This window comes from Acinetobacter sp. P8-3-8 (assembly GCF_000214135.1).
In the GTDB taxonomy this organism is placed as follows: Bacteria; Pseudomonadota; Gammaproteobacteria; order Pseudomonadales; family Moraxellaceae; genus Acinetobacter.
The window spans coordinates 1-22,289 of the sequence record NZ_AFIE01000034.1 but is presented as its reverse complement, the minus strand read 5'-3'; the positions used below and the strand labels follow the sequence as shown (position 1 = coordinate 22,289).

The window sequence follows — 22,289 nt, the reverse complement described above, 5'->3', positions numbered from 1 at the left end:
TTTTATCGTAATAATTAAGTGATTTTGTTAAATTTTATTAGCTTTATACAGCTTTGGTATGAGATGAGTTGACGGCTCATCTATAGAGTGTGCTACTGTGATTATTGTGAGCAAGCCCAAAAATAATAAAAGGGAAAAGAGGAAGTTTTAGACAAATTACATAGGAATGTCGCATATGTTGAGTCAACAAGAATTAACAAAGAAACGTAACTTGATTGAGCAATTACGCCAAAGCAGTAGTTTGTCTTTAAAACATGCAGATCAACTCGGGCAAAGTATTGCAAGCTCTTGGCAACGTTCAAATTCTGCTGAAATTCCAAAAGATCGGGATGCTGCGCCGTTAGTCATTCAAAAACAAAGCATGAAAAGTGTTCTCAAAGTTGCTTTAGAACATTGTGAAAGCGAGTTAACTCATATTGCAGAACAGTCTTCAATGGTCGCAGCGGTTGGGGATGTTGGAAGTACCATTATTTGGTCGGCGGCAAGTGGTCAAATGCGTAATGCCGCTGAGCGTGTACATTTTATTGAAGGTGGGCAGTGGCGTGAAGAGTTGGTGGGTACCAATGCTTTAGCATTGTCACTCAAAACCCAACAATCGAGTTGCGTATTTTCCAATGAACATTATATGTCCTCGATCCATGATTGGGTCTGTTATGCCGCACCGATTATCGATCCTTACTCAAAACAAGTGCTTGGCGTCATCGATCTTTCAACCACATGGAATCATCATAATAGTTTGGGACTTTTGGCTGCTGAACGCTGTGCATCCATTATCCAAACTGCATTATTAGAGTTTCAGCAACAACATTTATTTATTCGTGCCTTTTCAGTGCCTCAAGTGCTTTTCAATGGCAAAATTGTGGTACTCACACCACGACAAATCGAAATTTTGACCATTCTTGCATTGTGCCCACAGGGCATGAATTTGGAGAATTTACATCAAGCGATTTATGGTGAACGTAAGGTGAGTGTCGGTACTTTAAAGGCAGAAATGTCACAGTTACGTGATATTTTAGGGGGAATGTTAGGTTCTCGACCTTATCGTTTATTGGCACATGTCGAAGCAGATTTTTTACAAGCCGAAAATGCTTTAGATTCAGGTTATATGGAATCTGCTTTAAAGTTATGTAAAGGTGTATTCTTAGCGAAGACAGAAAGTCCATTTTTATGTGCATGGCGTGATTGTTTAGAATCTCGATTGAGTGAAGCAATTTTTAAAGCCAATGAAACTGACAGTTTGCTTAAACATCTGGCACATTTTCCAGAGGCAATCGATGCGGTTGAACGCTTAATTGAACTTACACCTCTAGGACATCCAGCACATCAAATACTCATGAAATATAAAGATGAGCAATGATGCACTTTATGCCAATCGGATTGAGCTCTGAATTAAAGATCTTTTAGGGCAAGCCATTCAAATAGTTTTTGATAAACCTCTGCACGAACAGGCGGTGCTGACAACACTAAATCATGCAATCCATTTTGAATTGTCATTACAGTGAGATCACCTTGTAATTTATTTCCATATTTAATGATGTCTTTAACTTCCAAAATAACATCGGTTGTTTGTGCATCTTGATTAAATTTCTTTGGATATGTGGTTTTATGCGAATGCATAATCAAAGCAGGAATATTAACTTGCACACCTGTATGAATTTCTTTTTGAGCTTCATAAATGCTACGAATAAAACTTAAATAAACTTTTGGATAAGTTTTCTTTTTCCACTCTAAATCAAAGTCCCATTCACCTTTTAAGTCTTTATGCAGACTGGTCACATACCACTTATTGAGTTCACTTGGAAACTGTAATTTGGGTAAGCGTTTCCCCAAAGCACTTAATTTAGGCAATGCTAACTTTTTCTTCCAAAGTGGCATATTGAAGTCATAAAACGGACTATTACACCACAGCGCTTTAATCAACGGGTGCTTTGGATGATGTGCAGCATAAAGTGTAGAAGTTAAACCACCTGTTGAATGTCCTGACAAAACAACACTGCTATGACCTTCTTGTCCAATGATATTCAGTGCTTCAGTAATTTCAGCATCATATTCATTTAAATTAAGCACATAGTAATATTTTTGATGTGCCAGATGAGAACGACCATATTTTCTTAAATCGAGTGCATAAAAATCGTAACCGTGTTGGTTAAATTGTTCTGCCATTTCTTTTTGGAAAAAATAATCTATAAAACCATGAATATATAGAACGGCTTTTTGAGTGGGTTGATCAGCTTTTTTGCGAACCAATGTAGCAGTGACTTTGCCATCATAATCATCTGGGAAGTTGAGCGTGAGCTGCTCATATCCTGCGCCTAAGACATCAGGTTTATATTCATGTGACTGCGTTATCATTATTCATTCCTATCTTATTCATATGAAATTTAATAACACATTACAAATAAGTTTTCACTAAATCATAGGATAAATCATAAAGATGTTGTGCGAGTTTTATATCTTTGGACTTTTTAGATGCCCAAGCAGGTGTTTGTACACTGGCATATTCACCATTCTTGGTGGCCCATGCTTCATCCAAAGCCATTTTTTTAATTAATTTTGCAGGTTTTGATGATGGAATAAGAACCATGGAAACAAACATATATTGAAATTTAGGCAATTGACGATACAGTTCTGAATCAATAGCACCAGGATGTAATGCATTACTGGTCACATTTGTTCCTTCGAGTTGAGTGGCAAGAAGGTTACTAAACAACAAGTTTTGAAGCTTACTGCTACCGTAACTAGGGAACATGATGTAATGTTTATTATTCTTTGCAAGGAACTTTTCAGGCTGAATGCTTCCACCCCAATGACCAATCGAAGACAGATGAATGATTCGACCTTGTACTGATTTTTTAACAGCAGGGAGTAGTTTCAACGTCCATAAAAAATGACCCAAGAAATTCACACCGAAATGTTTTTCAAAACCATCTTCAGTGACATCTAAGTTCTGAGAAATTAAACCTGCATTATTTACCAAAACATCGATATGTGAATATTTTGACAGGATTTCATCTGCTGCTTGATTGACTTTCTCAAGGCTATTTAAATCCAGTTGCACCAAATCGATTTGACTCGTACCAATACTTTGCAAATGTTGTTTGGCTTGTTCAGCTTTTTCCATATTGCGACAAGCTAATATGACATGATGACCTTCTTTTACAAATTCTTCAGCTGTGCTTAAACCAATTCCTGCATTGGCACCCGTAATTAAAATTGTTTTTTTCATCTTTATATTCTCATTGTTTTAACAAAAATTTTAAGCTCTATAACTTACTTGGTTTTATGTTTAATCAGCAAAACTCTAGTTTTTTGCTTAAATTTCTCCACACCCAAAACCGATATTACGCATTTGATGTAGAGAAACCCATAGCTTTTGTAAGTCGTTATGTTGTCTTTAAAGATAATGTTGTACCAAGGCTAAAGATTGTTCATATAAATTGCGTGCTAATTGCATATCTTTGGCTTTAGCAGATTTTATAGCAGGCGTTTGTAAACTCACATAATCGCCATTTTTACTGTTCCAACTTGGATCAAAAGCAATTTTTTTGATCAATTGAGCAGGTTTAGAGGGTGGGATTAAAAATAATTTAATCACTTTATATTGGTATTTAGGTAATTCACGATAAATTTCAGAATCTACACCACCCGGGTGTAAAGCATTACTGGTGACTGGTGTATTTTGTAACTTTTCAGCCAATGCATTGCTAAACAAAAGATTTGCTAATTTGCTGTTGCCATAGCTGCGTACACCATTGTATTGCTTGACTTGGTCAGCTTTGAAAATCTCAGGTTTAATGGAACCTAGTAGATGCATCATCGACGCAAGATGAATAATTCGCCCACGTTCTGCCTTTTGCACAAGAGGCAAAAGTTTGATTGTCCATAAAAAATGCGCCAAATAATTTACGCCAAATTGTTTTTCATAGCCTTCTTCTGTGGCTTCAAGTGTTGGTGTCATGAGCCCAGCATTGTTGACTAATACATCAATTTTTTCATAGTTTTCAATAAGGGAATTGGCAGCTTGATTGACATTTTCTAAACTATTAAGATCCAGCTGGATAATGTCAACTTTGCCTGTGCCGAAACTTTCCAACTGTTGTTTGGCTTGTTGAGCCTTCTGTACATTTCGACAAGCAATAATGACATGGTGTCCATCTTTGATAAATTCTTTAGCTGTGGCTAAACCAATGCCAGTATTGGCACCTGTGATAATAATTGTTTTCATTTGAAAGATACCATGCATTTTATTTTAAATAAGATGCTTGATTTTCATTTAGACAATATGAATTGTCAATATTTATTCTTAATTTTGCTTAGTCGAAGACAAAATGCTTTCGTATTTAACTGATTTAAAAATATTTTTGTTATTGTTCATCTGAAAATTCAAATTATAAGTAATAAAAAAGAAGGAAAAATAAAAAGGAATATTACCGAAATAATATTCCTAAGTTGCAGTAAACAAGGAAGCTTGGAAGGATTTACATTGCTGCTTCAAAAATACCAATCACTTGAGCATCAGTAGCTTTACGTGGATTGGTCAACATGCACGCATCTTTTTGTGCATTACTGGTCATCACAGCATGGTCTTCAGCTTTTACGCCGAGTTCAGCAAGTCCTGAAGGAATACCAATTGAAGCAGATAATTCACGAATTGCAGCAATAGCAGAATATGCAGCTTCAGTGACCGTTAAACCTTCAGTATTAACCCCCATGAGCTGAGCAATTTTTGCATAACGATCTGGACATGCAATCAAATTAAACTCACAGACATGTGGTAATAAGATTGCATTACAAACACCGTGTGGAAGGTTATAGAAACCGCCAAGTTGATGTGCCATCGCATGTACATAGCCTAATGATGCATTGTTAAATGCCATACCTGCTAAATATTGTGCATATGCCATAGCATCACGTGCTTCAATATTTTCTCCATTAGCAACAGCAGGGCTTAACCATTCGCTGATCATGCTAATGGCTTTTTCAGCACATGCATCTGTAATTGGGTTTGCTGCTGTTGATACATAAGCTTCCACGGCATGTGTTAAAGCGTCCATACCTGTTGCAGCAGTCAGCGCAGCAGGTTTTGCAATCATGAGTTTAGGGTCATCAATTGCAACGAGAGGTGTACAACGCCAATCGACAATCGCCATTTTTACATGTGTATCTGTATTGGTGATGATACAGAAACGTGTCATTTCTGATGCTGTACCCGCAGTTGTATTGATCGCGACCAATGGCGTCATTGGTACTTTACTTTGATCAATACCTTCATAATCACGTATATGTCCGCCACCTGCTGTGACTAGACCAATCCCTTTGGCGCAGTCATGTGATGAACCACCGCCAAGCGAAACGATAAAGTCACAACCATGATCATCATAGGCTTTGACGCCATTGTGTACGTTGATATCTGTAGGGTTTGGCTCTGCGCCTGCAAAGACATGGCTGTCTACACCAGCGTCTTTTAAATAACCGACAATAATGTCGGCAACGCCAAATTTGAAAAGACCTGCATCTGTGACGATCAGTGCTTTTTTTGCGCCTAAATTTTGTGCTTTAATTCCAACTTCTTTGGCACAACCCGGCCCAAAAAGTGATACACAAGGAATATAAAAACCGTTCGTTTGATCTGCAATATTTTTAAAAGCCATGGTGCGATTCCTTCTACCATCATTGTTATGTTGTAATCCCGACAGGTGATATTCACCTTGAGATTGAGTATTGTCGTTCGCAGGGTTTGGAGATACCTACTAAAAACCTACCAAATTATTTTTATTTTAAAAACATATGCTTAGTAGGTTTTATGGGGTGTGGATTTTCAAACTATTTTATTTTTGTTCTGATATTTAGTTTATGATTCAATTTATAAATACATTAAAAAAGCACCCTTAGATTACGCTAAGGATGCTTTTTATTTAAATGGATGTAGGAAAACTTATTTTTCTACAATCGCAACAACACCTTGACCACCAGCAGCACAGATCGAGATCAATGCACGGCCTGAACCTTTTTCATTTAAAAGTTTTGCAGCAGTAGCAAGAATACGACCACCTGTTGCAGCGAATGGGTGACCAGCAGCTAAAGAAGAACCTTTAACGTTTAATTTAGAACGGTCAATTGAACCTAATGGTGCATCTAAACCTAAACGTTCTTTACAGAATTTAGGATCTTCCCATGCTTTAAGAGTAGAAAGCACTTGTGATGCAAACGCTTCATGGATTTCGTAGAAATCAAAATCTTGAAGTGTAAGACCAGCACGCTCAAGCATACGTGGAACTGCATAAGCAGGCGCCATCAATAAACCTTCTTTTGGACCATCTTTACCAATGAAGTCAACAGCAGCAGTTTCGCTATATGCTAAATATGCTAAAACTTCATGACCATTTGCTTTTGCCCATTCTTCAGAAGCAAGTAGGGTAACAGATGCACCATCTGTTAATGGCGTAGAGTTACCTGCAGTCATTGTTGCAGTTTCACCTTTACCAAAAACTGGTTTAAGTTTTGCTAATTTTTCTACAGAAGAATCTGGACGTAGGTTATTGTCTTTAGTCAAACCTAGGAATGGTGTCATAAGATCATCGAAGAAACCTTCTTCGTATGCCTTAGCCATTTTTTGGTGTGAAGATGCTGCAAGTTCGTCTTGAGCTTCGCGAGCAATACCCCATTCTAAAGCAGTAATCGCTTGATGATCACCCATTGATAAACCAGTACGTGGCTCACCATTTTTAGGTGCATCCATTAAATCTTTTACATTGATTTTAGAAAGTGCTTTTAAACGGTCTTTACCCGTTTTTGCAATATTCAACTCAAGTAATGCTTTACGGATACCATCACCCAGTGCGATAGGCGCATCTGAAGTTGTATCTACACCACCAGCGATACCGACTTCGATTTGACCCAATGCAATTTTATTTCCTACAAGGAAAGCAGCTTGTAAACCGGTTGCACACGCTTGTTGAACATCATAAGCAGGAGTGTCTGGAGAAAGTTGAGTGTCTAGTACACATTCACGCGTCATGTTGAAGTCACGGCTGTGTTTAAGTACAGCACCTGCAACAACTTCACCTAAGCGTTGACCTTGAAGGTTATAACGCTCTACAAGACCATTTAACGCAGCGGTAAGCATATCGCTGTTAGATGCTTTGAAGTAAGGACCATTTGAACGTGCAAAAGGAATACGGTTACCACCGATGATTGCTACGCGACGAACAGTATTTTGACTCATATTTTTGTCCTGTTGACCAGAAGTTTGTGTTTTCGACGTTGAAGATATTTCAGCTTTTTTTGTCGGCGCACTTTTTCTACGTGTAGTAGAAGCCGTAGGAGTACTTGGCTTTTTTGTGCTATTTGTTGCATTTGAAACAGTGCGATTAGCGCTACTCGTGCGTGTACGAGTTTTTGATGTATTTGACACAGTTTCTTTTGTAGAATTCTCTACTGTTGGATTTTCTTGAGTTGTTTTGCTCATAAGGCTTTTCCAAGCATGTGGATAATCTTCTTAATGCTTACATTAACATAATCAATAATGTGCTGAATTGACTATAATGACATTTGAGGATTGTTTCAGGTCAAGTCAACATTATTGTAACTCAAGTATGATTTACCTGAAAGTTATGGGTCTTTATATTATAAGTATCTGAGATTGTATTAAAGTTAAAAGATACCTTAAGAGCCGTACAAAACTAATTTGTTATAGAGATAATAATCATGTCTGATCAATACCAAACTTTTGCAAAATCTCCAATTGGTAAATTTGTAATTAAAAACCTAGGTTTACCATCTCCAATTCAATTAGACCGTTTTGAGTCAGCAACGCCTGTTGTAAAAGGCGCTGTTTTATTGGGTGCTGCACCAAACAGTAAGTTTACAGGTGAGATTGCTCAAGTTTTAAGTAATATTCATGCAAATACTTATGCAGGTAACAATGCTGAACTACAGCAAGCTGCTGCAAAATCAGGTTTGAATGTCAGCGCTTTCAATGAAGGTGATAAAGAGTCTAAATTTAAAGCAGTTGTTTTTGATGCTTCTGGTATTGAAAGCTCTGAACAACTGAATGAATTACACAAATTCTTCAGCCCAATCGCACGTCAAATTGCAACGTCTGGTCGTGTCATTGTTGTCGGTTTAACGCCAGAAACAGCGCCAACAATCAAACAAGCGATTGCTCAACGTGGTTTGGAAGGTTTTGTTAAGTCTGTTGGTAAAGAGTTTAAAAAAGGGATTGCAGCAGATTTGATCCTTGTTGATGCAGATGCTGCTCAAAACTTAGAATCTTCATTACGTTTTGCATTATCTCCACGTTCTGCTTATGTATCGGGTCAAGTGATTCGTGTATCTAAGGCTACAGTTGTTGATGTCGATTGGGCTAAACCACTTGCAGGCAAAACTGCTTTGGTTACAGGTGCGAGCCGTGGTATTGGTGAAGCAATTGCACATGTATTGGCACGTGATGGCGCGCATGTAATTTGTTTAGATGTTCCACCACAACAAGCTGATCTTGATCGTGTTGCTGCTGAAATCGGTGGTTCAACTTTAGCAATTGATATTACTGCTGCGGATGCAGGTGAAAAAATCAAAGCTGCTGCTGCGGCACAAGGTGGTTTAGACATCATCGTTCATAACGCAGGGATTACTCGTGACAAGACTTTGGCAAATATGAAGTCTGAAATGTGGGATCTTGTGATTAACATTAACTTGTCTGCTGCTGAACGTATTAACGATTATTTATTGTCAAATAATGGTTTAAATGCCAATGGTCGTATTGTTTGCGTATCTTCAATCTCAGGTATTGCAGGTAATTTAGGTCAAACAAATTATGCAACGTCTAAAGCTGGCGTGATTGGTTTAGTGAAATTTACTGCACCTGTATTAAAAGATGGTATTACCATTAACGCTGTTGCACCTGGTTTCATCGAAACTCAAATGACTGCTGCGATTCCTTTTGCAATCCGTGAAGCTGGTCGTCGTATGAACTCTATGAGTCAAGGTGGCTTACCCGTCGATGTTGCTGAAACAATTGCTTTATTTGCATCTACAGCATCTACAGGTTTAAATGGTAATGTTGTCCGTGTTTGTGGCCAAAGCTTGTTGGGTGCATAAGTAAAATGAAAAGTACTTCTGCTTGAGTTTTACTATCGTCCAAGCAGGGTAAAGGCAGGAAGTTTTTGTATTTAGATGATTCTAACTGTAAAAACTTCCTGACATTTTCTTTATTGAGAAGCTACTTTTTAATAACGATAAATATTTAAAGGTTTAGTATGAATACTCGCCATTTTAGTCAACTTCCAAAGCCTTATTTAGCTTATACCAAAGTTATTCAAGGTCTTATTTTCAAAAAGCCGAAAGGTGAAAAGGTTCTACCGCAAGTTGAATATGTGGTGGATTCTTTTAAAGTTGATGCTGATCATTTAAAAGCGTATAACGAAGTTTGTGGCTTTAAAAATAATGGTTATATTCCAGCAATTTATTTAACAGTATTGTCGCAAAGTCTGCAAATGAGCATGATGACAACGGAAGCATTCCCGTTTGCACTTTTGGGTTTGGTTCATATTCGCAATATTGTGAAACAAACACGTAAAGTTGGTGTAAATGAGCAACTGACATTGTCATGTAAATTTGGCGAATTAAAGCCACATGATAAGGGTTTGCAGTTTGATTTTATTACTACTGTAAAAGTAGGCAATGCAGTTGTGGTTGAAGGTGTAACGACCTATTTAGCGCGTCAAAAAACAGCAAATTCAACGACAGAAAAGGCAAAAGATCAGAAAGAACCTAATTTTTCAGTCAAAGATGTGTGGAATATTTCTGAAAATACAGGTCGCCGTTATGCAAAAATTTCAGGTGATTTTAACTTGATCCATATCCATGCCGTTACGGCTAAAGCGTTTGGTTTCAAACAAGCAATTGCACATGGTATGTGGAGTAAGGCACGTGCTTTGGCAAGTTTGAATTTGCCTGATGCTTATGAAGTTGATGTTGCTTTTAAATTACCTATATTTTTACCATCAACAGTTGAGTTTTTAACAGCTGAAGAGGGTAAAGCAACTGATTTCTTGATACGAAATCAGAAATCACATAAGCCGCATGTTTCGGGTATAGTCAAACCCCTTTAAATTAAAATAGAATAGAGCGCCTAAATCGAGATGATTTGGGCTTTTTTATAAAATAAGAAAAGCAATGACAATGAGATAAGATAGGGAAGGAAAATGAGCAGTATAAAAGACGTTATTTTTGCGAATAAACTAAATTATCAAGGTTATGTAGATCATCGATTTAAAGACTTGGCTGAGCAATTTAGTCGTTTGCAAGATGGACGAGTAGAGCAAGGTGGCGCTGCTTTAGCTGTTTATTTTCAAGGTGAGAAAGTTGTTGATATTTATACAGGAAAAAAATCCGATTCTGAACAATGGAACAGTCAAACTTTATCGGTTTGTTATTCAACAGGCAAAGGAATTATTGCAACTTTAGCGCATATTCTCGTGAGTGAAGGTTTTTTAGATTACGATACGCCGATCGTGAGTTTTTGGCCTGAATTTGGTCAAAATAGTAAGGAAAGTATGACTTTGCGTCATATTTTAAGTCATCAAAGTGGTCTATATGATATTCGCAACTTGATTGATCAAGCGGTTGAAATGGTAGATTGGCAACACATGTTACAGGTGATGGAGCAAGCAACACCACGTTTTCCAGTCGGTACAGATATTGCCTATCAAGCATTAACATTTGGCTGGTTAGTGGGAGGCGTGCTTGAAAAAGCAACTCAGCAGCCTTTAGCAGCTTTATTGCAAAAATATTTGGTTGAACCACTTGAGCTAGATGGTGTTTATTTTGGTCTTCCTGAATCTGAATTAGGTCGTGTTGCGCGTTTAATTCCTAAAGCTGAAGCTATACAAAAGTTAGAAACTCAAACTGAAAAACCTAAAACAAAAAGTAAATCTAAATTTTCATTTTCAGATAAAGTAATCGAATTAAGTGGTCAGAATCCACAAGACTTTTTAGATGCCATGGTGCCAAAAGGCATGCGTGATTTTAGCTTCTTTAGTGATCAAGGCTTGCAAGCAATTATCCCTGCTGCCAATGGGGTTTTTACTGCAAATAGTTTGGCAAAGATATATGCGATGATGGCAAATAATGGTATTTGGAATGGGAAAGTTCTCATTAAACCTGAAATTTTTGCTGAATTAAGTCGTATTCAATCTATTAAACGTGATCGTGTGATGCCAATCCCGATGAAGTGGCGCTTAGGTTATCACCGTGTTATTACAATGGGTAAACGTGCTAAAAAAGGCTTTGGTCACATTGGTTATAATGGTTCAGGGGCTTGGTGTGATCCACAGCGTGAATTAAGTTTTGCTTATACACATAATTTTAAAATTGGTTCAATTACAGGTGATTATCGTCTGTGGGGTTTAACGCAAGAAACTTTACGTTGTGCAGATGCCGAGATTAAAGGCAGTAAAGGTTGGTTTTGATTATATTCATTTGAATGATTCTGCTCATTTAAAAGCAATCAAATGATTTATCTGTAAAAAGCACTATTGTATTTGATGGTGCTTTTTTACTGCAAAGCTCAGTAAGATATATGCGATGAGATTGAGTAAAATAAAAGCTGCTGAAATTAAAAACATATACAAGTAATTATAATTAAAAACTAAAGATGAAATAAAGGCGCCCAATGAATCACCGATTAAGTACAAGGTGAGTAATAATCCAAAGACTCATGCAAATTGCTCTCTTGAAATATATTGCATGTGAATGATTTCTTCAGTACATGTGCTGGTAGATAATAGGAAAGTTCTTAAAATAAAGATAAATAACAGTACAAAAATACTCATTTCAGAATATTCAAAATATATAAATAAATAGCTAAGTAATAAGATGATTTCTAAAGTAATCAGTAATTTGATTGGAGATTTTGAAAAGAAGTTAAGTTTTTTAATGACTATGGTGGTGAAAATAACTTGTGAAAAAACAATCATTAAATTGATGAAAATTGAATATTCGTCAGAAAATCCTTTCTTGATGAAAAGAAGGATCAGGTAAGGTTTAATAAGACCTGAATAGCATCCTGAAAAAATCATATTTAAACAGAACAGCACAACAATCGGATTAAATTTAATTTTGGAAAGTTTTTTATTTTCATGCTGATCAATATGATAATTATGTCTAATTTTTAAAAAGAATAGCCATGAAATAAAAACCATGCTTGCAGACACAATCAATAATGACCAGTACAGATGGTTTTTATTTGGTGTTATATAAGCAAGTATTAATACTAAAACGATTGAGAATAAATTGGTTGAATGAAAAATTAAGCTACGATAGAGCACAAGACGATTGGTCAAATGCGTTTGAGTGCTATATGCCATCCAGTTTTTTAGACTTAAAACACCTGTAGATGCTGAAAGCCCAGCAATAAAAGCAATTAAAACAGCTAAATATTCATTGGTAATGACTCGACCGAGTAGCGCCAAAGCATAAAGAACGATACTCAAGCTAAGTGTGGTGATCCAATTGAATTTATCTACGATTCTACCTAAAAATATTGCAAATATTCCTGCAAAAGACATACTTGCATAAGCCAGTCCATAACTTTTTACTGCATTATTCTCATTAAAATATAAGGGCATAATAAAGATGGATAAATTTACCCCCAAGTAATAAAGTGTGGAAAACACAATAAATTGTTTTGTATAAGCCTTTTCCTGCATTTGATTTTTCTAAAGTTTTTCTTGATGGTAAAGACAAGCGATAGAGAATACAACAGGATATGTTGAATATTTTTTAACTATAAATGACCAAAAACAATGGATTAATCTTATGAAAAGCTTGGTTTCAACCATCAAGCCCTCATTATTGAATTCTATTTCAACTTATGATGATTGATTTAGCATTTTTAATTCACTCTAGTGATAAAAAACAGTATCCTAAGACCTGTAACTAGGAGCTTTCATGTATCAGGTACTTGCACGTAAATATCGCCCACGCAACTTTAATGAATTGGTCGGACAAAATCACGTATCACGTGCGCTGACCAGTGCTTTAGATCGTGGTCGTTTGCATCATGCTTACCTTTTTACAGGGACACGTGGTGTGGGTAAAACCACGATTGCCCGAATTTTAGCGAAATGCTTGAATTGTGAAACAGGTATTACTTCAACGCCGTGTGAAGTTTGTGCAACCTGTAAAGCAGTGAATGAAGGTCGTTTTATTGACCTGATTGAAATTGATGCGGCATCACGGACCAAAGTTGAAGATACTCGTGAGTTGTTAGACAACGTACCTTATGCGCCTACTCAGGGACGTTTTAAAGTTTACCTAATTGACGAAGTGCATATGCTTTCTACGCATTCTTTCAATGCTTTGCTTAAAACATTGGAAGAGCCACCAGAACACGTCAAATTCTTATTTGCAACGACAGATCCTCAAAAATTACCGATCACTGTCATTTCACGCTGTTTGCAGTTTACTTTGCGTCCTTTGGCTGTAGATGAAATTACCCATCATTTAGGTGATATTTTAAATAAAGAACATATTGACGCTGAACAAGATGCGATTTGGCAAATTGCTGAATCTGCACAAGGTTCATTACGTGATGCATTGTCATTAACCGATCAGGCAATTGCCTACGGACAAGGTGCGATTCATCATCAAGATGTCAAAGAAATGTTGGGTTTAATCGACAGAACGATCATCTATGATTTGATTTTAGCAATTCATCAAAATCAGCGTGAGCGAGTCAGTCAACTTTTATTGCAATTTAGACAACAAGCTTTAGATGTGTCTTTGGTTTTAGATCAATTTATTTCAACATTGCATGAATTGGCAATGTTGCAATATTTGCCAGAGTTGAGCTTAAAATACAGTGCTGAAATTAACCAAAAAATCATGCAACTTTCACAGTTGGTTTCTGCGCAAGATTTACAATTGTATTATCAAATCGCTTGTAAAGGACGTGCCGAATTACAATTGGCTGTAACGCAAGAGCAAGGTTTTGAAATGACCGTATTGCGTCTGTTGGCATTTAGACCGATACAAAACAATGAAATTATTGTTCAACAACAAACGAATCAACGACAAATAGAAGCTGAAACAGTTCACGTTGATCGCCATATTCAGACTCAAACGACAACAATTTCAATTGAGAAAGAAGAATCGACTGTTCAATCAGAACAGCTAGAATCAACAACTACAGTAGAAGAAAATACAGTAAATGTAATCGAAAATATTACTCAGTCTCATGCAACTCAAAATATCAATCAAGGCTTTGATCCTGCTTTTGAAGAAATTGAGGATGAATTGTCTGAGCATCATGTTATTGATAATGAACCCAATAGTGATGATTTTTTAGATGATGAAGTGCAAGATTTGCCTGAAACTCAAGGTTTAACTGAAAGTATTCAAGAAAATATTGTTGAAACTTCTCTTGTTGAGCAGAACAAAACATTATCAAATCAACACGCTGAAACTGAGCATTCATCTACCCAAGCAATTGAAGAGCCAAGTTTAAGTTTATTTGGTGGTGAAACAATTTCTACAACTGCTCAGGAAGTGCAAACTGTACAAGCGACAACGCAACAGGATGTATTCTTTTTAGCACCTGAAAGCACAGGGCAGACGGATCAAAAGCAGAATCAAGAATATAGCCAAGAACATAATCAAGTAATTTCAAATCAAGCAATTGAACACGTTCATGAGTTTGAATTAGCTATTGAAAACAATTCTGAAAATGCAACTGCTGATAAAGTCGCAAATGAATTTGTATCAGCGAACCACCAACAAAACCATCAACAAAGCCCTCAAGAAATTTTAACGCTAAAAAACCAAATTTTAGAAGGGGAATGGACAGTTGATAAGTGGGAATACTGGTTTAGAAACAGTATGCTTTCACCTGCTGTGCAAGAGCTTGCTCAGCATGGCTTAATGACTGGACAGATTAATGCTCAATCTATTTTTCATATTCCTAAAAAATATGAAAAATTACTTGGACAAGCGCAGTTTGATCTCGAAGCAGCCATGAAGCAGCAATGGGTTAATACTGTATTTAGTGTTGAATATGGTGATGTTGAGTCTACAACACCTTATTTGATGCAAAATGAGCGTAAGGTGAAGGCATTTCAGCGTGCGGCTGAAATGTTACATCAAGAGCCAATTGTAAAAAGTTTAGTCGAAGCTTTTGATGGTCAATTGCAAAATATTCAATTGAAGTCTTAATCGGAAAGCTTAAATCAAGTGAAACATTGAGCTAAATAAGGCGCTAAAGCATCTCGCATTCCTTGAGGAATCGAGGTGCTTTTTTTCGTTTCACGTTCTACAAAGACATGAACGAATTGACCCTGTGCAGAAGCGTTTTGTTGACCTTGTTTGAAAATAGCAAGGTCATAAGTAAGAGATGAGTTACCAATTTTCGAGATGGCTACACCAACCTCAATAATTTCTGGGTAAGTGAGCTCTTCTAGGAAATTACATGATGAGTTTACAACTAAGCCAATAATCGGTGAATTGTGAATATCAAAAGCAGCATGTTGAATGAGCAATGCATTGGCTGCGGTATCAAAATAACTATAATAAGTCACATTATTTACATGCCCATAGATATCATTGTCTGCCCAACGTGTCTGAATGGGGAATAAAAAATTGTACTGAGCACGGCTTTTGATTTCTGGTTTCATATGCAAGGCTTCTAGAATTTATTGTTTAGGTTTAATTATTGTCATGCTATATGAAAAAGCCCATTAAACAAAAGGATTTAATGGGCTAGAAAGTGTTTTATTTACAGGATTAGAAGCGGTAACCAATACCGATATAAGTCACAATTGGTTTAATTTCGATATCACTTTTTCCTGAAATCAACGTGGTTTTACCCGCTGGTGTCATACCACTTACTTTTAATTCAGCAGATGTAGATAAGTGTGCATAAGATACTGATGCCGTAGCATACCAGTCTTTGGTAATGCTGTAGTCAACGCCAAGCATTGCAACAGGCGCTAATGCATCGTCAACTTTTACTTTACCTAAACTTGGGTTATATGGGCCAAGAGGTGAATTTTTTAACGCAGTATTAATTGCAGGATCAGTTTCTACATTAGAGAAATGTGCATACATTAATCCTACGCCTACATATGGACGGATTTTATTGCTGATTGCACCAAAGTGGTAACGACCAGAGATGGTAGGAGTATAAGCATCAGTCGTTGCTGCTTTATCAAATTTACTTAAATCAATAACTTTTACGCCATGAACAGTAATATTACCTTGACCTGCAAGTTCCATTTCAGGTGGTGCACCCAAAGTTAATTCTAATGAAACGTTGTCATTTACAAAATAATCAAGCATTAAGCCTGCAGTATCAGAATCTTGTACTTCGAAACCAGCATCTGGATTTGCTGACTGTAAATTCGCTAAAGCACCAAGATAAGGGCTATTTCCAGTTTTACCATTTACGCCTTGCGAATTGCTTTGAGGCATAACATGTAGCCAACCTGCAGATACAGCAAATGTTTTACCGTCAGAAGTTGCGGCATGAGTCGCTGTATTTAAACCCATTATTGCTAAAGGGAGGATTGCTAATGTAAATTTGTTCATAGAATTATTTCCAATACTGTCGACTGTCTTGATTTCCCGATCAAGATCGGCAGCGATTCTAGAGTAATTGTTTTAAAAATTAAATGAAAATGGCATTAAAAAATGCTACTGTTTAGTCATAAAAAATATAATTAAATTTTATAAATAATTAATATATAATATTTTATTTATTGTTTAAGCGTTTTTTTGTCTAAACTGACTGTTCAAAAAATAGAACATAAATTGAATTTTGTGAGTTATTTTTATGCACTTTATAAGAAATAACCATGTGAATACATGGCTATGCGTTTAAATATTTGAGAATTAATGCAAGTCTTAATAATTTTTCATAAAGTTAATATCCAATTCTCAATACATTGAGAAGCTTTTGACAATGGGTATTTCAGATTTTATATAAACCCTTGTCGTCAAAAAATGAGGAACAAAAGGCTGTTAATAAATTGCACGGTAAATTTGAAGTGCATCGGTATGCGTCAAATCTTTAGGATTATTTTGCAAAAGGCGAGTTTGTAGCATGGCATCATTTGCAAGCATTTCCAATTGATGTTCTTGTACTTTTAAATCCCTGAGCTTTAGTGTTAAGCCACTTTGCTCTAAATGACTTTGCATATGATCAATAAATAAGTCACATAAACCATCGGTACTGCCTTGGCTATAAGGGTTAAGCCATTGCATTAATTCAGCATAGAGTTGTTTGGCTTCAGGAGCATTAAATTTTAATACTTCGAGTAAGACCAAGGCATTGGTATGTCCATGCGAAAGATGAAAATGCCCGCCTAAAGGATAAGCCAAAGCATGTACTGCACCAACAGGTGCATTGGCAAAAGCCTGACCTGCAAGCATAGAACCCAGCAGCATATTTTGACGTGCTTCTAAATTTGAACCATCGTGTAAGACCAATTTTAAGTTTTTATTGAGTAGTTTTAATGCTTGTTTTGCGAGCATATCTGCATAAAAATTTTTCTTAATTTTAGAGGTATAGGCTTCAATGGCATGCACCATGGCATCGATCCCTGTCGCAGCAGTGATATGTGCAGGTAATCCAGTGGTAAATGTTGCATCTAAAATAGCAACATCGGCATAAAGAATAGGTGAGACAATACCAGCCTTTGTTGTTTCACCAGTTGTAACGATGGAAATAGGGGTAACTTCTGAACCAGTACCTGCTGTAGTTGGGATGAGAATTAAAGGTAAACGTGGGCCTTTAACATTATTTACCCCGTACATTTCTTGAATGCTTTGTGATTGATTTGGATGAGCTAAAATAGCAATCAGCTTGGCGACATCCATAGAACTACCACCACCAAAGCCAATCACAACATCAACATGCCTTTGTTTGGCAAATTCAGATGCAGATAAAACAATATGTTCAGCTGGATCGGCCTGAACATCAGAATAAACTTCATAATTTAGATTGATTTGTTCAAGTATTTTTAATAAAGCTAAGTGTAAGGAATGTTGAATCATTCCTGAATCGGTGACAATTAAGGCTTTTTTATAATTTTTTTGCGCTAGGATGCTATTGAGCTCTTGAATTGATCCGAGTCCTGAAACGATATTGGCTACTGTTTGAAATTGAAAATGGTTCATATGTATTATCCTTAATCTATCATCATAAATTAAACACTATTGTTTTATCGTTCTATAGGATTCCTACCTTAAATAACTTAACATAAGCCTTTATAAAAGAAATGATCATTTGGGGTTGTTATGTCATCCAAAATGCCATACAAGGTTTTGTGTGTGTGCTTAGGGAATATTTGTCGTTCACCAACTGCGGAAGTGGTTTTACGACATTATTGTGACGAAAACCGACTCAATGTCCTTGTGGATTCTGCTGGAACCAGTAATTATCATCCCAATAAAGCGCCTGATGAACGTAGTCAAAAACATGCTCTAAAAAGAGGGTTTGATCTTTCTCGATTACGTGCGCGTCAATTAACAATAAATGACTTTTTAGAATTTGATTTAATATTAGCGATGGATCATCAAAATTTTGATGATATTCAACAGCTCATGAAAAAAGCGATGCATCAATATGAGCCACATTGTATTAAAGCTAAAATTGCTTTGATGAGTGAGCATGATACTCAATACCCTCAGCAAGCCTTACCAGACCCTTATTATGGTGAGGCCGATGGCTTTGAACGAGTGCTGGATCAATGTGAGTCGAGTAGCTTAGCTTGGGTCAATGTGTTCCAACAACAGTCCAATACAAATTATTGAAATCATTTTAGGAATTTAAGTTAGTTATGAATATTGAATCTCAGGTTCAACTAAAACCTTTCAATACTTTGAGTTTGGACTCAATTGCTTCACATTTTATTAAAGTTCAATCGATTCAGGCGCTTCAAGACGCTTTATTATTCGCCCAAAATAATGATTTAAATGTGCTGTTACTTTCAGGTGGCAGTAATATGATGCTGCCTGAACATATTCAAGCGCTTGTTGTGGCAATGGATATTCAAGGTATTGAGTTTTTAAATGAAGATGATCAGAGCAAAACACTGAAAGTCGGTGCGGGACAAGTTTGGCACGATTTTGTATTGTGGACGACTGAACAGCAGTTGTATGGTTTACAGAATTTAGCATTAATTCCAGGGTTAGTTGGCGCATCACCTGTGCAAAATATCGGTGCTTATGGTGTTGAAGCCGGTGAATTTATTCAGTCTGTAGAAGTATTTGATCGTCAATTCAATCAAGTGAAGTCAATCTCGGCAACAGATTGTCATTTCGCCTATCGTCATAGTATTTTTAAAGATGACCCAAATCGTTATGTAATTACACATGTTGTATTTAAGTTGCTTAAAACACCAGATTTGAAAATGAATTATGGTGATTTAAAAACGGCAATGGGCGATGAGGTCACTGCTGAAAACTTGCAGAAACAAGTGATTCAAATTCGACAAAGCAAGCTACCTGACCCTAAAGATTATCCAAATGTTGGCAGCTTTTTTAAAAATCCAATTATAAATCAAACAGAATTTTCACAATTGATTGCAAAATTCCCAAATATTCCACATTATCCTCAGACAGGGAATCAGGTTAAGATAGCCGCAGGTTGGCTTATAGATCAATCAGGTTGGAAGGGTAAACGCTTAAATCAAGTCGGTATGTTTGAAAAGCAAGCACTGGTATTGGTGAATTATGCCAATGCGAATTTAACAGATGTGAAAGCAACATATCAGGCTGTACAAAAAGATGTTTTTGATAAATTTGGTGTGCATTTGGAACCCGAGCCCGTACTTTTTAATGAGTTCGGATTAATTCAAAACCATTAAGTGAGTAAATTTATGGTGAAACTGCATTGGATGGTCAGACTGGTACGAATAATTGCAATATTATTTGTATTTTTCGGCTGTTTAATGGTTTTTTGGTACACGCCTTTTTATTCGAATATGATGGTTAAGCTGCTCAACACTTTTGTACCTGTCGAAGTGAATCAAGTTGCGGCCAAAAGTCAACAAAATGCTGCTTTATCTGAGTCTGAGAACTTAGAGCCTGGTTCTGACTTATGGATTGCACGTCAAGCTTATCTCAAACTCATGGAACAAGAAATTAACAGTAAAAATACTGAGGGGATGACTACACTAGGGTTACGTTATAAAGCATTACAGGAAAAAATTTTAAAAGAACAACAAGAAGAACAAGATGCGGAAGAAAAACCAATGATTCCATTGGTTGCAGAACAAGCTACCTCAGAGGTGAGTGCCGATCAATCTACTGAAGCCGTTAAAGCATTATTGGATCTGAATAGTGAAGATAATAAAGCCTTAATGGATGAATATCTTATTTTCCTCACAACATATAAACTAAAAGAAGTTAAACCTGATTCAGAATTACATGCAGCCAGTGAATTGGTTGCATCGCAAGTACAAGAAGATATCGCTATTGTGCAAAACGAAAATGCTGAAAAAAATAAATCAATTAGCCAGCCTTATGCAATCGTTGTGCTGGGCGGTGGCTTAACTTTAGACAAAAATCAAAAAGATATTATTGTGAATCCATATACAAAATTACGTTTGGAAACAACACTTGACCTAGAAAAGAAAGTCAATTTACCTATTGTGTTGAGTGGCGTAGAAGCACCTTATATGCAGAAATGGTTAGCTGAGCGTGGTGTGGAAGCAAAACTCTTAGAAAATAGAAGCATGAATACTTGTGAAAACACACGTTTTAGTTCTTTGCTATTACAGAAAAAAGGTGGTGCGCCAACGGTATTGTTAATTACGGATCGTTACCATATGCCAAGAACACGTAGATTATTTGCATTAAATGGTATTGAAACAATTCCTGTTGAAGCACCAATGCCAACTCAATTAACGTCGTGGCAACCTAGCCAACAAAATTATGATCATAGTCGCAGAGCAAACTACGAAACTTTAGCAACAATTCGAGATATGTTGTTTGGTTCTAGTGGCTGTAGAGAGGTGCCATGATGACAGATATTCCTTTTTTAAATCCTACAATTTTAAAACAACTTGATTTACCTGTACCAAGTCGAGATACCACGCCTCAACTACTGGAAGCACTCAATTTAAATCGTGATTATGTGCCAAATAAAGAAATAAAAGCATATCAACGGCTCTATGGTTTTGATCAGCTTGATTGCGAGCAATGGCAAGGTTTTGTAGAAATGTCATTATTTAAATTACATGTTCAAGTTTTTAAACCGAAAATAGATAAACTGAAAGGTACGGTTTGTTTATTGCATGGCTATTTAGAGCATAGCGGAATTTATCAACCGATTATCAAAGAAATATTAGAACAAGGTTTTAGTGTCATTACCTATGATTTACCAGGACATGGATTGAGTGATGGTTCGCCAGCCAATATTAAAAACTTTGATCATTACCAACAAGTTCTTCATGCAATTTATCAGTATGTTAAAAATGCTGAACAGCTTCCTAAGCCGTGGCTAGGTGTAGGACAAAGCACAGGTGGTGCGATTTGGATGCATCATTTACTTGAGTATGCTCAAAAACGTGAAAACCCAATTGTAGGAAGAGTACTTTTATTATCTCCTTTGGTTCGTCCTGCAAAAACAGCATGGTGGCATAACTCAATAGGTTTAGGCATTATTCGTAGAATAAAAAGAGAAGTGCCACGACATTTTAAAAGAAACAATCATAATCCTGAATTTCTCCGATTTGTGCGACTTAAAGATCCACTGCAACCTAAAATGATGGGGATGGACTGGATTTTAGCGATGTCAAAATGGATGCAAGACATGGAAGCCTATCCGAAATGTCGTATTCCTGTTTGGTTAGCACAAGGTGCACAAGACCAAACTGTCGATTGGAAATACAATATTGAATTTGTGCGTAGACAATTTAGATTGCAAACTCTGCTGATATTGGAAGAGGGTTCTCATCAGCTTATTAATGAAAGAGCAGATATTCGTGCAGCACTTACGGGGTTGATTCCAGCTTTTTTACATGCACAATCTTCTGGAGAATATTTTGAATAGGCTAAGGAATGTGAATAAAAGCTAATTTTTACTGAAAATGATTAAAAAATAAGTGAAAAGTATATCTTTTTAATGTTTTGGTATAAAAAATATACAACCGGAATGTTTTTGTTGAATTAGGGGTTGTGTTGATTCTGAAACTGTATAGAATAGCCAGCATCCCGACGCGATACAGCAAACGAACTTAGCTTAGAGGGTTAAGTTGTTAAATGTTTATTGCGTCTTATTTATCACT

The 22,289-nt window shown here is 36.5% G+C and carries 18 protein-coding genes; 9 read left to right on the top strand and 9 right to left on the bottom strand.

Annotated elements, in window-relative coordinates; genetic code table 11:
* Nucleotides 1–175: 175 nt before the first annotated feature.
* Complete coding sequence (locus GGG_RS0113215; RefSeq protein WP_010115554.1) at nt 176–1,357, top strand: transcriptional regulator; 1,182 nt, start codon at nt 176–178, stop codon at nt 1,355–1,357.
* A 32-nt stretch (nt 1,358–1,389) separates the two neighbouring features.
* Here GGG_RS0113215 and GGG_RS0113210 read toward each other — a convergent pair whose 3' ends face one another.
* The 5 genes from GGG_RS0113210 to GGG_RS0113190 all read right to left on the bottom strand — a co-directional run bounded on the left by GGG_RS0113210 (nt 1,390) and on the right by GGG_RS0113190 (nt 7,468).
* Nucleotides 1,390–2,352: an alpha/beta hydrolase gene (locus tag GGG_RS0113210; RefSeq protein WP_010115553.1), complete on the bottom strand. Its 963-nt coding sequence runs from the start codon at nt 2,350–2,352 to the stop codon at nt 1,390–1,392.
* Between the two features lie 40 nt (nt 2,353–2,392).
* Entirely contained in the window at nt 2,393–3,226 is an 834-nt protein-coding gene (locus GGG_RS0113205) for an SDR family NAD(P)-dependent oxidoreductase (protein WP_010115552.1), read from the bottom strand.
* Between the two features lie 168 nt (nt 3,227–3,394).
* Nucleotides 3,395–4,225: an SDR family oxidoreductase gene (locus GGG_RS0113200; RefSeq protein WP_010115551.1), complete on the bottom strand. Its 831-nt coding sequence runs from the start codon at nt 4,223–4,225 to the stop codon at nt 3,395–3,397.
* Nucleotides 4,226–4,478: 253 nt separating this feature from the next.
* The gene (locus tag GGG_RS0113195) at nt 4,479–5,651 is read right to left on the bottom strand and encodes an iron-containing alcohol dehydrogenase (RefSeq protein WP_010115549.1); all 1,173 of its coding nucleotides are present in this window, start codon (nt 5,649–5,651) and stop codon (nt 4,479–4,481) included.
* Between the two features lie 284 nt (nt 5,652–5,935).
* Nucleotides 5,936–7,468, bottom strand: a complete 1,533-nt coding sequence (locus GGG_RS0113190) for an acetyl-CoA C-acetyltransferase (protein WP_029574581.1) — start codon at nt 7,466–7,468, stop codon at nt 5,936–5,938.
* Between the two features lie 239 nt (nt 7,469–7,707).
* Here GGG_RS0113190 and GGG_RS0113185 point away from each other — a divergent pair, with 239 nt between their 5' ends.
* The 3 genes from GGG_RS0113185 to GGG_RS0113175 all read left to right on the top strand — a co-directional run bounded on the left by GGG_RS0113185 (nt 7,708) and on the right by GGG_RS0113175 (nt 11,471).
* Complete coding sequence (locus GGG_RS0113185; protein ID WP_010115545.1) at nt 7,708–9,099, top strand: 3-oxoacyl-ACP reductase; 1,392 nt, start codon at nt 7,708–7,710, stop codon at nt 9,097–9,099.
* A 158-nt stretch (nt 9,100–9,257) separates the two neighbouring features.
* Nucleotides 9,258–10,112 (top strand): MaoC/PaaZ C-terminal domain-containing protein, encoded by an 855-nt coding sequence (locus GGG_RS0113180; protein ID WP_010115544.1) that lies wholly within the window; start codon nt 9,258–9,260, stop codon nt 10,110–10,112.
* Nucleotides 10,113–10,205: 93 nt separating this feature from the next.
* The gene (locus GGG_RS0113175; RefSeq protein WP_010115543.1) at nt 10,206–11,471 is read left to right on the top strand and encodes a serine hydrolase; all 1,266 of its coding nucleotides are present in this window, start codon (nt 10,206–10,208) and stop codon (nt 11,469–11,471) included.
* 246 nt (nt 11,472–11,717) lie between these two features.
* Here GGG_RS0113175 and GGG_RS0113170 read toward each other — a convergent pair whose 3' ends face one another.
* Nucleotides 11,718–12,710 carry an MFS transporter gene (locus GGG_RS0113170; RefSeq protein WP_010115542.1) on the bottom strand — a complete coding sequence of 331 codons (993 nt, stop codon included), beginning with the start codon at nt 12,708–12,710 and terminating at the stop codon, nt 11,718–11,720.
* A 241-nt stretch (nt 12,711–12,951) separates the two neighbouring features.
* Between GGG_RS0113170 and dnaX the strand changes: the two genes are divergently transcribed.
* A complete protein-coding gene (dnaX, locus tag GGG_RS0113165; RefSeq protein WP_010115541.1) occupies nt 12,952–15,213 on the top strand; it encodes a DNA polymerase III subunit gamma/tau in 2,262 nt (753 codons plus the stop codon).
* Nucleotides 15,214–15,227: 14 nt separating this feature from the next.
* On the opposite strand, the gene GGG_RS0113160 is transcribed toward dnaX, so the two are convergent.
* The 3 genes from GGG_RS0113160 to GGG_RS0113150 form a co-directional block, all read right to left on the bottom strand.
* On the bottom strand, nt 15,228–15,671 hold the full coding sequence (locus tag GGG_RS0113160) for a thioesterase family protein (protein WP_010115540.1): 444 nt from the start codon (nt 15,669–15,671) through the stop codon (nt 15,228–15,230).
* A 109-nt stretch (nt 15,672–15,780) separates the two neighbouring features.
* The gene (locus GGG_RS0113155; RefSeq protein WP_010115538.1) at nt 15,781–16,584 is read right to left on the bottom strand and encodes an OmpW family protein; all 804 of its coding nucleotides are present in this window, start codon (nt 16,582–16,584) and stop codon (nt 15,781–15,783) included.
* Between the two features lie 432 nt (nt 16,585–17,016).
* Nucleotides 17,017–18,174: an iron-containing alcohol dehydrogenase gene (locus GGG_RS0113150; protein WP_010115537.1), complete on the bottom strand. Its 1,158-nt coding sequence runs from the start codon at nt 18,172–18,174 to the stop codon at nt 17,017–17,019.
* A 120-nt stretch (nt 18,175–18,294) separates the two neighbouring features.
* On the opposite strand from GGG_RS0113150, the gene GGG_RS0113145 reads away from it, so the two are divergent.
* From GGG_RS0113145 to GGG_RS0113130, 4 genes are read left to right on the top strand one after another with little or no spacing between them, the layout of a single operon-like run.
* Entirely contained in the window at nt 18,295–18,810 is a 516-nt protein-coding gene (locus GGG_RS0113145; protein WP_029574580.1) for a low molecular weight protein-tyrosine-phosphatase, read from the top strand.
* Between the two features lie 26 nt (nt 18,811–18,836).
* Nucleotides 18,837–19,865 carry a UDP-N-acetylmuramate dehydrogenase gene (murB, locus tag GGG_RS0113140; protein ID WP_010115534.1) on the top strand — a complete coding sequence of 343 codons (1,029 nt, stop codon included), beginning with the start codon at nt 18,837–18,839 and terminating at the stop codon, nt 19,863–19,865.
* Nucleotides 19,866–19,877: 12 nt separating this feature from the next.
* A complete protein-coding gene (locus GGG_RS0113135) occupies nt 19,878–21,023 on the top strand; it encodes a YdcF family protein (protein ID WP_010115533.1) in 1,146 nt (381 codons plus the stop codon).
* Nucleotides 21,023–22,054: an alpha/beta hydrolase gene (locus GGG_RS0113130; RefSeq protein ID WP_010115532.1), complete on the top strand. Its 1,032-nt coding sequence runs from the start codon at nt 21,023–21,025 to the stop codon at nt 22,052–22,054. The genes GGG_RS0113135 and GGG_RS0113130 overlap by 1 nt, the downstream gene beginning before the upstream one ends.
* Nucleotides 22,055–22,289: the final 235 nt, after the last annotated feature.